The organism is Pseudomonas sp. MBLB4123 (assembly GCF_051904775.1).
GTDB classification, from domain to species: domain Bacteria; phylum Pseudomonadota; class Gammaproteobacteria; order Pseudomonadales; family Pseudomonadaceae; genus Aquipseudomonas; species Aquipseudomonas benzenivorans_B.
The window spans coordinates 3,594,615-3,606,465 of record NZ_CP196711.1 but is presented as its reverse complement, the minus strand read 5'-3'; the positions used below and the strand labels follow the sequence as shown (position 1 = coordinate 3,606,465).

General features: G+C 71.0%; 8 protein-coding genes. All 8 read right to left on the bottom strand.

Annotated elements, in window-relative coordinates; translation table 11 throughout:
* Positions 1-277: 277 nt before the first annotated feature.
* Entirely contained in the window at positions 278-1,591 is a 1,314-nt protein-coding gene (locus ACSX1C_RS16660; protein ID WP_439887063.1) for an NAD(P)/FAD-dependent oxidoreductase, read from the bottom strand.
* Positions 1,592-1,701: 110 nt separating this feature from the next.
* On the bottom strand, positions 1,702-3,078 hold the full coding sequence (locus tag ACSX1C_RS16655) for a glutamine synthetase family protein (protein WP_439887062.1): 1,377 nt from the start codon (positions 3,076-3,078) through the stop codon (positions 1,702-1,704).
* A gap of 473 nt (positions 3,079-3,551) precedes the next feature.
* Entirely contained in the window at positions 3,552-5,120 is a 1,569-nt protein-coding gene (locus ACSX1C_RS16650; protein ID WP_439887061.1) for a methyl-accepting chemotaxis protein, read from the bottom strand.
* A 282-nt stretch (positions 5,121-5,402) separates the two neighbouring features.
* Complete coding sequence (locus tag ACSX1C_RS16645) at positions 5,403-6,479, bottom strand: FAD-dependent oxidoreductase (RefSeq protein ID WP_439887060.1); 1,077 nt, start codon at positions 6,477-6,479, stop codon at positions 5,403-5,405.
* A 72-nt stretch (positions 6,480-6,551) separates the two neighbouring features.
* Complete coding sequence (locus ACSX1C_RS16640) at positions 6,552-7,286, bottom strand: DUF3047 domain-containing protein (RefSeq protein ID WP_439887059.1); 735 nt, start codon at positions 7,284-7,286, stop codon at positions 6,552-6,554.
* Positions 7,283-9,424 carry an FAD-dependent oxidoreductase gene (locus ACSX1C_RS16635; RefSeq protein WP_439887058.1) on the bottom strand — a complete coding sequence of 714 codons (2,142 nt, stop codon included), beginning with the start codon at positions 9,422-9,424 and terminating at the stop codon, positions 7,283-7,285. Before ACSX1C_RS16635 ends, ACSX1C_RS16640 begins: the two co-directional genes overlap by 4 nt.
* Entirely contained in the window at positions 9,421-10,386 is a 966-nt protein-coding gene (locus tag ACSX1C_RS16630) for a hypothetical protein (protein ID WP_439887057.1), read from the bottom strand. The genes ACSX1C_RS16635 and ACSX1C_RS16630 overlap by 4 nt, the downstream gene beginning before the upstream one ends.
* A gap of 85 nt (positions 10,387-10,471) precedes the next feature.
* Entirely contained in the window at positions 10,472-11,851 is a 1,380-nt protein-coding gene (locus ACSX1C_RS16625) for a sodium:solute symporter (RefSeq protein WP_439887056.1), read from the bottom strand.

The window sequence follows — 11,851 nt, the reverse complement described above, 5'->3', positions numbered from 1 at the left end:
TCAGCTGACATGTTCTGGACAAAATTGAGGGGGCGGAGGCGAGAAATTTCGATCTCATGACAGCCTTCGCGCTCCCTCGCTCACTCGCTGATGGCATTTTGTCTCAACGAAACTAGCTATACAACACGAGCCCACATGAGGCAGCACGAATCGCTGAGTCGGTCTCGATGTCGTAGATACATATATCTGGCTGGTAATGGCCGATAGTCGCCCTCCCCTGGCAACTATCGGCCCGGCCCTAGCAAACCACCCTGCAGCTTCAACGCCCTACCTCGACTCAGCGCAGCTTCTCCAGCAGCTGGTAGTACCACATGCCGACCGCCAGCATCGGGTTGCCCAGCTGCTCGCCCAGGGGCACCTTGATCTGCCGGCAGGCGGCGAAGGTGTCGAAGCGGCCGAGGGTGCCGGTCAGGGCCTCGGCCATGATCTCGCCCATGACGTGGCTGGTGGCGATGCCGTGGCCGGAGTAGCCCTGGCAGTACCAGACGTTGTCCGACAGCTTGCCGAGCTGCGGGATGCGGTTCATCACGATGCCCATGGCGCAGCTCCACTGGAAGTCGATGGCCACGCCCTTGAGGGCCGGGAAGGTGCGCTCGATGGCCGGGCGCAGCTCGGCGGCGATGTCCCGCGAGTCGCGCCCCGAGTAGTTGGCGCCGCCGCCGAACAGCAGGCGGCCGTCGGCGGTCAGGCGATGGTAGTCGAGGACGAAGCGGCAGTCGTAGACCGCCAGATCCTGGGGGTTGATCTGCTGCGCCAGCTCGCCCAGCGGCGCGGTGGTGACGATGCCGCCCATGGCCGGGAAGATCAGGCCCTTGAGGCGCTTGGGTTCGAGCTTGTGATAGACGTCGCCGGCCAGCAGCACCTGCTGGGCGTCGATGCGGCCGCCGGCGGTGATCACCGCCGGGTTGGCGCCGTGGACGATCTCCAGCACCTCGGAGTGTTCGAAGATCAGCGTGCCCAGGCCCTCGGCCGCGCGGGCCTCGCCGAGGCACAGGTTGAGCGGGTGCAGGTGCAGGTTGCGGTCGTTCCTGATCGCCCCGCAGTACAGCTCGCTGCCCAGCTGCTCGCGCACCCCGGCGCCATCGAGCAGACGAACCTCCGCACCCATGCCGCGGCGCACGGCTTCCTCGTAGGCGTCTTCCAGCTCGGCCATGTGGCTGGGCTTCATCGCCGCATGCAGGTGGCCGCGCTTGAGGTCGCAGGCGATGCCGTACGTCGCCACGCGGTTCTCGATGATGTCGTGGCCGCGCCAGCGCAGCCGCCAGATGAAGTCGTCGACTTCCTCCCCCAGGCCGTTGCGCATCTGCTTGCGCATGGCGGCGTCGCCGGACAGGCTGCCGGTGACCTGGCCGCCGTTGCGCCCGGTGGCGCCCCAGCCGATCTTCTTCGCCTCGACCACGGCCACCTTGAGGCCGCGCTCGGCCAGCTCGACGGCGCTGGCCACGCCGGTGAAGCCGCCGCCGATGATCACCACATCGACGCGGTGGCGGCCCTGCAGGGTCGGGTAGGCGGTTTCCTGGTTGAGGCTGGCGCTGTAGTAGGACGGGCAGCGCTCGGCGGCCGGGGTTACGGGAGGGGTGATGGCATTCATCGTCTGGTCCTTGTCGTCGGGCGGCCGGGCCGCCGTAGGGCCGCGCCAGGCGCGGCCCGGAAATATTGGGGTCGGGCGTAGGCTGGCCGCCCGACGCCGCGCAATTCGCCTCAGGCGTTGGCCAGGTACCAGCGCCAGTCCTGCTCGCCGACCTCGCCCATGAACTGGCGGTACTCGGCGCGCTTGATGGCCAGGTAGACCCGCAGGAATTCCACGCCCAGGGCCTCGTGGGCCCAGGCCGAACGCTCCAGGGCCTGGATGGAGGTCAGCCAGTCGGTCGGCAGCAATTCCTTGGCCTGGGCATAGCCGTTGCCCTCGACCGGCGCGCCCGGGTCGAGCCGCGCGCAGATGCCGTGGTGGATGGCGGCGAGAATCGCCGCGGCGGCCAGGTAGGGGTTGGCGTCGGCGCCGCAGATGCGGTGCTCGATATGCCGGCTGGCGGCCGGCCCGCCCGGTACGCGCAGGCTCACGGTGCGGTTGTCCACACCCCAGGTCGGCGCCAGCGGCGCATAGCTGTTGGCCTGGAAGCGCCGGTAGGAGTTGGCGTTGGGGCAGAACAGCAGCAGCGAATCCAGCAGATTCTCGAGCAGACCGCCCAGGGCTTGCTTGAGCAGGCTGCCGGCCGGGCCGTCGAGGTCGTCCGGCAGGCCGGCGAACAGGTTGGCGCCCCGGGCATCGGCCAGGCTGACGTGCATGTGCATGCCGGTGCCGGCCAGGTGATCGAAGGGCTTGGCCATGAAGCAGGCCTGCATCCCGTGCCGGTGCGCCACGCCCTTGACCAGGCGCTTGTAACGCACCGCCTGATCCATGGCGGCCAGCGCCGGACCGTGCTCCAGGGTGATTTCCACCTGGCCGGGGGCGTACTCGGAGATCGCCGTGCGCGCCGGAATGCCCTGGGCCTTGCAGGCGGCGTAGAGGTCGGCGAGGAAGGGTTCGAGCTGCTCCAGTTCGCGCAGGCCGTAGACCTGGGTGCTGCGCGGCCGGCCGCCGTCGGCATCCCGCGCAGGCTGCGGGCGACCCTGGGCATCGCGCTGCCGGTCGAGCAGATAGAACTCCAGCTCGCAGGCCATCACCGGGTGATAGCCCGCGGCCTCGAGGCGCTCGATCACCTGCACCAGCACATGACGCGGGTCGGCCACGGTGGCCGGCAGGCCTTCTTCGGGGTGCATGCCGACCTGCAGCGCGGCGGTGGGCACCTGGCGCCAGGGCAGGCGCACCAGGCTGCCGGCCAACGGATAGGCGCGGCAGTCGATGTCGCCGACCTCCCAGACCAGGCCGGTGTCTTCGACATCCTCGCCGTGGATGCTCAGGCCGAGGATGGTGCTGGGCAGCGGCCGGCCGCTGCGGTACACGGCGAGCAGCTCCTCGCGGTGCAGCAGCTTGCCGCGGGGCACGCCATTGGCGTCGAGGATGAACAGCTCGAACAGTTCGATATCGGGGTGATGGGCGAGGAATGCCTCGGCCTCTTGCACGGCAGCGAATGACATGGGGGACTCTCGTAAGCGCCCGGCGGGCGCGGTGCCCGCACCGCGGCGCTGCTGGGCAGGCGCAGGACGGGCGAGACGGATGAAGCGGCCGCCGCTGAGCGGCCGAGGTCATGGACGGCTTACGAGAGCGGCATCCGGTGGGCGCGCATGGCGGCAATGCCACAGCGCCCAGAAGGCGAGTATCGCCGGCAGCCTCGAATTGGCCCGCTCGGCGCCGAGGCGCTGGCCCTCCCGCAGGCGCGGGCAGTCACGGAACGGGGCGAAAAACGCGGGCGACGAAGTCATGGCGAACAGCCTCGCACGACGCCGGGCGGGCTTTAAATCGGATTATTCATACGCTCGGATTGCAATCGGCTAAACATTTGCCGGCAGCCTCTCCCGCCCGGGTTCTGGACGAAGAGCCGTCGAGGGACGGTCAGGCGAGGCGGTTTTTCACGCAGCAGCAGCGAGCGCGGGCACTTCTCGTACAGGACCTAGGGCTCCGGCTTGTAACCCAGACGCAGGCCACCCCAGTGGCGGCCCTGGACCCAGATCGGCACCGACAGGTCGTGCATCAGCTCGCCGGTATCGCGCATGTAGGTCTGCAGCAGCAGCGCCTGTTGATGACTGCCGCAACGCAGCCCGGTGCGGTCGTCGAACAGGCGCTTGCTGCGGCTCCTGAGCGTATCCACCGCGCGGTCGCCGGTCGGAGGATGGTTGAAGGCAGTGTTGTGGGTCGGCACATAGCCTTGCGGCGTGCTGGCGATGGCGAACACCAGGCCCTCGTGGCGCTTGAGCAAGGGCTCCTGGATGACCGGCAGGACCTGGTCGGCATAGCCGTCGAAGCGGGTCTTGAACTTGGCCGGAACACTGCCGGCGATGGCCTGATACTGGCGGTCGAACAGGTCGTCCAGGGCGATGCGCCCGGCGGCCACGTCCGCCTCGAACTGCGCGGCGACGGCCGCCGCCCCTTCGCGGGCGAGGTCGTAGATGCGCTGGTGATAGTCGTCCAGGCTCACCTCGGCGAGCTTCTCGCTGACCGCCTCGGCCTGGCCGACCAGCTGCGCCGCCGAGTCGCCGAGCCGGCGGGTCTGGCCCTCGCTGGCGCGCACGTCGCCGCGCAGCTGCTCGACGGCGACGGCCAGGCTGGCCAGGCGCTCGTGATTGTTCGCCGTGCCGGCGCTGATCTGCGCCACCTGGCGCTCCACGTCCTGGGCCAGGTCGGCGATGCCGTGCAGCTGCGTACCGGTCTGCTCGACCTGGCCGGCGGCCTGTTCCAACTCGCGGGCCTGGTGCTGGATATGGCTGACCACCGCGGCGCTCTGCTGGCGGATGTCGGCGACCATCTGGCCGACCTCTTCGGTGGCGCTGGCGGTGCGTGCGGCGAGGTGGCGCACCTCGTCGGCGACCACCGCGAAACCGCGGCCCTGCTCGCCGGCGCGGGCCGCCTCGATGGCCGCGTTGAGGGCCAGCAGATTGGTCTGGCTGGCGATCGACTGGATCACCTGGGTGACCTGCTCGATCTGCTCGGTGCGCGCCCCCAGGCCGTCGATCAGCTCGCGGCTGGCGGCGGTCTGGGCGCTGAGCTGCTGCATGCGGGCGATGGCCTGCTGCACCGCCTGCTGGCCGCTGGCGCTGTTCTGGCGCACGGTCTGCGCGGCCGCCAGGGTCTGCTCGGCGCGCCGCGCGCTGTCCTGCTCGGTGTGGGTGATGGCCTCGGCGCCCTGGCTGACCTGTGCGATGGCGCCGAGCTGCGACTGCAGCTTGGCCGCCAGCTGTTGCACGGCATGGGCCACCTGGGCGGCGGACAGGGCGTTGTGGCAGGTGTGCCGGGACAGCGTGCGGCTCAGCTCGGCGAAGCCGCCGGGCCCCTCGTCCGCCGTGGCGGTGCTGTCCTGGCGCCGCCGCCAGGCCCCCAGCCAGGGCCAGAGGGCGGCGCCCAGGAGCAGCGGCACGGCGGCGTAGGGCGCCAACTGCAGCCGCTCGGCGAGCCACAGCGAGGCGATCAGGCCGAGGGCGTGCAGCAGACAGGCGCGCGACTGGCGAATGGCGGCATTACTCATGGCAAACCCCGTGCTTATCGTTCTGCGGTGCCGGCGACGAGGCCCCCGGGCGCAACGATTCGAGCACGGTCGGCCAGGCGCGACCATCGCACTTTGGTCTAGGAGGGCTGTTGGCCTTTGGTCGCGACAGCACCGGCCCTGGCAGGCCGTTGAAAAACGTAGGCGAGGCAGGCAAGACAAGGCGAAAACGGCCGGAAAAGCGGAGTTTACGTGCTGTAAATGAGCATTTTGAGGCCGTTTTTAACGCAGTATTGCCAACGTAGGTAGTTTTTCAACGGCCTGCTAGCCCGGCAGGCTATGGCGGCGGATGAAGCCCTGGTCCAGATAGTCCTTCCAGCGCCCGCAGAAGCGGCCGCCGGCACTCCACTGACGCCAGCCCAGCAGGGCCCCGCCATCGCCGGTGGCGAGCAGCGCCAGGCTGTGCCGCTGCGGCCGGTAAGGGCGCAGCGGCTGGCCACGCAGCGCGGCGGCGAGATTGGCCGCCAGCACCGGCCCCTGGCGCACCGCGTAGACCCCGCTCTTGCGCGCGCCGGGCAGACTGGCGCAGTCGCCGACGGCGAAGATGGCGGCATGGGACTGGCTCTGCAGGGTCGCGCCGATGCGCACGAAGCCGCCCTCGTCGCAGTCCAGGCCGCTGCGGGTCAGCCAGGGCAAGGCCCGGGCGCCGCTGGCCAGAAGCAGGCGACTGCCGCGCCAGACCGGCTCCGCGCCGCTGAGCAGGCGCTCGCCGTCGATCAGGCTGACCGGACAGTATTCGCGCACCCGCACCCGGCGCTGGCGCAGGTGCCCCCAGGCGCGCAGGTGCAGCCCGGCGTTATGCCCGTCGAGCAGCTGGCCGGCGCAGAACAGCGACAACTCCGGCACCTGGCCGGCCAGGGCCAGGGCCAGTTCGACCCCCGCCGCGCCGCCGCCGAGGATCGCCAGCGGCTGCGGCTCGGCCTGCCAGGCGTGCCAGCCGGCGAGGAAATCGGCGAAGGGCTTGACCGCCAGCACCTGCATGGCCGCGCCCCGTTGCGGCGGACAGGCGACCTCGGCGCCGAGGTTCAGCGACAGCCAGCGTCCGCTCAGTTCCCGGCCGTCGGCCAGGCGCACCTGACGCTGCGCCGGCTCCAGGCCCACGGCCTCGCCGATCAGCAGCTCGACCTTGGCCGCGCGGCACAGCGGGTCCAGCTCGATGCGGCAGTCCTCGGCGGCGAAGCGCCCGGCCAGCAGCCCCGGCAGCATGCCCGAGTACCAGGCCTGCGGGCCGGCGCTGAGCAGGGCGATGCGCCCCGGCGGCCGCTCGACCAGGGCCCAGCGGCGCAACACGCCGAGGTGGGCGTGGCCGGCGCCGAGCAGGATCAGGTCATAGTGGTTCATCGCGCTATCGGTTCTTCAAGACTGGCCAGGCGCAGAGGATGGCGGCAGCAGGTGCCGTGGCGCAAGGCTCAATCAAGGCGCGGCGGGCTGCAGGCGGGGTTCGGCGAAATAGCTCTGCGCGCGTTCGCCGGTGTTGTCGCTGTCGGCGGCGAACACCACGCCGAGGATGCGCGACGGCGCGCTGCCGAAGGCGGCGACGGCATCGGCGCGCAGGTCGCGGCGCTCGCTCAGCCACTGCCCGAGCGGCGCCTCGGGGCCGCGCAGCACGCGCATCTCGACCTGCTCGGTGTAGGCGCTGCGGGCGTGGCTGCCGGGCGCCCGGCGGTTGTCCCAGACGTAGCTCAGGGTCGCCGCCGGCAGGCTGGGGTCGTAGAAGGTGCGCGCCAGGCGCAGCTTCTGCCGGGTCAGGAACGGCAGGCTGTCCAGCGGATAGTCGAGCAGCACATAGACCCGCGCGGCATAGTCGTCGCCCTCGCGGGTGGCGAAGCGCGCCTGCTCCAGGCGCCGCTCGCTGCGCCACTGCCAGCTCAGCCGCCAGGGCCGGTCGCCGGGCAGGTCCAGCGGATGCAACAGGCCGCCGGCGGCGGCGGCGGCGTCGATGTGCAGCACCAGGCGGCCGTCCCGCTCGACCAGGCTGCGGGTCGGCGCCTTGAGCTTGGGGATGTCGGCCACCCGCCAGGGCGGCGACCACTCGGCCGTCGGCGGGCCGGCCGTCCAGAGCGTCAGTCGATTGCCCGCCGCGCCATCCTCGTCCGCGACGGCCAGCAACGGCAGCAGGGCCAGGGCCAACAGCAGAGCCCGGTTCATCCCCGTCTCCAGGTATGGAAACGCTCGACCCAGCGCAGCAGGGCCTGGGGCGCATGGGCGCGCTTCCACTCGCCGGCCGCGTACTTGTTGGCCTCGGCCAGGGTCGGGTAGCTGTGGATGGTGCCGAGGATCTTGTTCAGGCCGAGCTCGTGCTTCATCGCCAGCACGTACTCGGCCAGCAGTTCGCCGGCCTGCTCGCCGACGATGCTCACGCCGAGGATGCGGTCCTTGCCCGGCTCGGTGAGCACCTTGACGAAGCCGTGGGCGGCCTCGTCGGCGATGGCCCGGTCGAGGTCGTCGATGCCATAGCGGGTGACCTGGTAGGCCACCCCCTGCTGCCGCGCCTCGCCCTCGGAGAGGCCGACCCGCGCCACCTCCGGCGCGGTGAAGGTGCAGTAGGGGATCACCCGGTAGTCCGCCTTGAAGCGCTTGAAGGGGCCGAACAGCGCGTTGACCGCGGCGTACCAGGCCTGGTGCGCCGCGACATGGGTGAACTGGTAGGGACCGGTGACGTCGCCCACCGCGTAGATGTTGGGAAAGCGCGTGGCCAGGTACTCGTCGGTCTCCAGGGTGCCGTTGTCGCGCAGCCTCAGGCCCAGCTCCTCGACCCCGTAGCCGCTAACGTTGGCCACCCGGCCGAGGGCCAGCAGCAGGCAGTCGAAGGCGATGGTCACCTGCTCGCCGGTGTCGAGGCGGCGGGCCACCATGCGCTGCTCGCCGTCGACCAGCTCGAAGCGCTCGGCCTGGTGCTGCAGGCGCACGTCGACGCCATCGGCCTGCAGGCTGGCCAGCAGCGCCGCGCTGGCATCGTCGTCCTCGCGCGGCAGCAGGCGCTCGGCCATCTCCACCTGGATCACCTGGCTGCCGAGGCGCTGGAAGGCCTGGGCCAGCTCGCAGCCGATCGGCCCGCCGCCCAGCACCAGCAGCCAGCGCGGTCGCTCGCGCAGGGTCCAGATGCTGTCCGAGGTGTAGGCCTGCACCTGCTCCAGGCCGGGAATCTTCGGCACCAGCGGGCGCGCCCCGGCGGCGATGATCAGGTTGCGGCTGCTCAGGGTCTCGCCGTTCACCTCCACCGTCCAGGGCGAGGTGATCTTCGCCTCGCCCTCGATCACCTCGACCCCCAGGCCGGTGTAGCGCTCCACCGAGTCGTGGGGGGCGATGTCGCCGATGACCCGCTGCACGCGCTGCATCACCGCGGCGAAATCCACCTCGCCGCTCACCCCGCTCAGGCCCAGGGCCTCGCCCTTCCGCAACTCGTGGGCCAGCTTGGCCGAACGCAGCAGCGCCTTGGACGGCACGCAGCCGGTGTTCAGGCAGTCGCCGCCCATCCGGTGCTTCTCCACCAGGCCGACCCTGGCCTTCACCGCGGCGGCGATATAGGCGCTGACCAGGCCGCCGGCGCCGGCGCCGATCACCAGCAGGTTGCGCTGGAACCGCTTGGGCTTTTTCCAGCCGGCATAGACCCGGCGCGCCTCGAGCAGCGCCAGCAGCTTGCGCGCCAGCAGCGGGAACAGGCCGAGCAGGACGAAGGCGCCGAGCAGCCCGGGCGAGAGGATGCCGCCCAGGGTCTCGAGCTGGCCCAGTTCGCGGCCGGCGTTCACGTAGACCAGGGTGCCCGGCAGCATGCCGACCTGGCTGACCCACCAGAAGGTGCGCAGCGGCAGGCGGGTCAGGCCCATGGCCAGGTTGATCAGGAAGAAGGGGAACAGCGGTACCAGGCGCAGGGCGAACAGGTAGAAGGGCCCCTCGCGCTCGATGCCGGCGTCGATGCCGGCCAGGCGCCGGCCGAAGCGCCCCTGCACCCAGTCGCGCAGCACGAAGCGGCTGCTGAGCATGGCCAGGCTGGCGCCCAGGGTGGAGGCGAAGGACACCAGGATGAACCCCTGCAACAGGCCGAACAGGGCGCCGGCCAGCAGGGTCATCAGCGCCGCGCCGGGCAGCGACAGGGCGGTGACCGCGACATAGCCGAGGAAGAACAGCCCGGCGGCCTGCCAGGGACTGGCCGCGACCTGGGCATTCAGCGCCGCCTGCTGGGCCTTGAGCACCTCCAGGCTGAGGTACTGGCCGAGGTCGAAGGCGAAGAAGGCGGCGATCAGGCCGAGGATGACCGCGACCAGCAACAATTTACGCGGGTTCATGGGTTCGGCGCCTCCAGTGCGCAGGAACGGTGACACGGGGAGAAGCCGCCGAGCAGGGCCGCCGCGGGCGGCTCCAGGCCGGCGCCCAGCACCCGCGCGCGATAGGACAGGGCCGCCGGACTGCCCGCCGGCCACTGGCGGTCGAAGTCGGCGACGAAGGCGTCGTGGTCATAGTGCAGCGCCAGGGCCTCGATAAACAGGCCGGCGCGCTCGCAGCGGTACAGCGCCTGCGGATGCGGCCGCGTGGCGATGCGGCTGAGCAGGCCGTAGCGACCGTCGGCGAAGTTCGGCAGGCCGGCGGCGCCGTTGTTGATCAGCGCGCCGTTGGCCAGGTCGAGGGCGACGGCGGCGCAGGTGTGACTGGTCGCCAGCACCTGCACGCCGCTGGCGGCGAACCAGGCATCCAGCTGCTGTCGACGCGCCGGCTCGGCCAGGGCCTCACGGGCGCAATCCCAACCGGCCAGGGAGCGCTCGTCGCCATGGCTGATGGCCACCCGCCGGCCGCCGACACCGACCAGGGCACAGGGCGGCCGCGCCGCCAGACGCGCGGCCATCCCCGGCAGACCCCGTACGGTTTCGTTCAGTTCGGCCTGGATGGCGTTGGAGCGCGCCACCACGGCGTCATCCACGCTCATCGGGTAGGCGCAGCCGCAACCGGCGCCGCTGTCGGCGTCGCGACCCAGCTCGGTCTCGACGTTGCCGCGCAGGGCCAGGTGGCCGGCCAGGCCCTGTTCCACGGCCCGAAACACCGCCGGATCGCGGTCGAACCAGTGGGCATCGCCGTTGAACACCGCCCGCGCCCCCGGCTCGTCGGCCAGCAAGCGCTGCAGGGCGGCCAGGGCCTGGCGGTTGCCGTACAGGCCGCCGACCACGTAGAGGCTGGCGCACTCGAACAGCGGCGCGCCGGCGAAGGCCTCGCGCGGCAGGCGGTAGTCCAGCGGGCAGTCGCGCCCGGCGCGCATCAGCGGCGCCCCCGCAGCAGGCCGGGCAGCGGATAGCCCAGGGCGACCAGGCCCAGGCCGTAGAGCATGGAGTTGCCCAGCCGCATCAGCTGCGCCCTCGCAGCAGGCCCGGCAGCAGATAGCCCAGGGCGCACAGGCCCAGGCCATAGAGGTTGGTGCCCAGCAGCAGGGCGTACTTGCCCTCGCCTATGGCCCAGGCCTGGGGAATCCAGCCGAGGGTCAGGGCCAGGCCCAGGCCCAGGCCGCACCAGAAGCTCAGGTGGAAGCCCAGCCGGGTCGGGCGCACCAGGCCGTGGAGGATGAACACCGGGGCCAGGCCGATGACCATGGTGCCGCTGATGGTGGTGGCCTTGAGGATGTCGGTGCCGGCGATCATCGGCAGGTTGCCGAGCAGGGCGAACAGCACCATCACCGCCATGCCCACGCCGATGGCCTTCTGTCCCAGGTCGCGGCCGGCCAGCAACGGCAGCTCGCGCCCGGCCAGCTTGGCCAGGCTGGAGAAGGTCGAGTCCAGGGTCGAGCCGGCCGCCGAGACCATCACCACCGTCATCACCAGCAAAGCGCCTATGCCCAGGCTCTTGGCCAGGGCCGCCGGCACGTTGTCCGAGGCGGCGATGCCGCTCAGCTGGGCATGTACGCCGATCAGGCTGAAGGCGAGGATGGCGACGAAGCCCAGCACCCCGGCGACGATGAAGGAGCGGCGCATGGTGCGCTCCTCGCTGATGAAACCGCGGTCGGTCAGCACCGGGTCGTGGAAGCCGTAGCTGAAGATCTGCAGGCCGGCGACCAGCAGCAGGTCGACGCCGGCGTCCAGGGCCCAGTGGCTGGTGCTGGCCAGCTCGGCCGGCGAATGCTGCGGCAGCACCAGGCCCAGCACCCAGATCAGGGCGACGAGGAAGATCGCCGCCTGCGCCGCGTCGGTGAGGATCGAGCTGCGCAACCCGCCACGCAGGCTGTAGGCCAGGGTCACCGCGGTGAACAGCAGGGCGGCGCCGATGAACTCGGCGCTGCCGGAGTCGCCGTAGTAGCCGCCGACCACCGCGGTGTTGCTCCACACCTCGTTGAACAGGCGAATCAGGATAGCCGCGGAGAAGGCCAGGGCCGCGCCGCGACCGTAGTGGCTGCCGAGAAAGCCCACCAGGCCGCTGGCGGCGAAGCGCCGGCGCAGGCGGTAGATCACCAGGCCGGTGAGCGGGATCGACAGCCAGTAGGTGGCGTAGGCCAGGCCGCCGACCAGGCCGTAACTGGCCCCCAGGTTGGCGGCGTTGGTCACCGATTTGGCGAAGATCCAGCTGATGAAGATGCTCGAGGTCAGCAGCCAGGGCGCCGCGCTGCGGCCCTGGCCGTCCTCGCCGTTGAAGAAGCCGCCGAGCGTCACCGCCCGCGGCGCCAGGGCCAGCATCAGCACCCCGTAGGCCAGCAGAAAGCCCCAGAAGAACAGCCCGATCACGCTGTTTCCGTCCAT

Bases quoted from the DNA above. Each gene is read 5' to 3' on its own strand.
- ACSX1C_RS16640 (WP_439887059.1), bottom strand. From the start codon at position 7,286: ATGAACCGGGCTCTGCTGTTGGCCCTGGCCCTGCTGCCGTTGCTGGCC.
- ACSX1C_RS16660 (WP_439887063.1), bottom strand. From the start codon at position 1,591: ATGAATGCCATCACCCCTCCCGTAACCCCGGCCGCCGAGCGCTGCCCG.
- ACSX1C_RS16655 (WP_439887062.1), bottom strand. From the start codon at position 3,078: ATGTCATTCGCTGCCGTGCAAGAGGCCGAGGCATTCCTCGCCCATCAC.
- ACSX1C_RS16645 (WP_439887060.1), bottom strand. From the start codon at position 6,479: ATGAACCACTATGACCTGATCCTGCTCGGCGCCGGCCACGCCCACCTC.
- ACSX1C_RS16650 (WP_439887061.1), bottom strand. From the start codon at position 5,120: ATGAGTAATGCCGCCATTCGCCAGTCGCGCGCCTGTCTGCTGCACGCC.
- ACSX1C_RS16630 (WP_439887057.1), bottom strand. From the start codon at position 10,386: ATGCGCGCCGGGCGCGACTGCCCGCTGGACTACCGCCTGCCGCGCGAG.
- ACSX1C_RS16635 (WP_439887058.1), bottom strand. From the start codon at position 9,424: ATGAACCCGCGTAAATTGTTGCTGGTCGCGGTCATCCTCGGCCTGATC.
- ACSX1C_RS16625 (WP_439887056.1), bottom strand. From the start codon at position 11,851: ATGGACGGAAACAGCGTGATCGGGCTGTTCTTCTGGGGCTTTCTGCTG.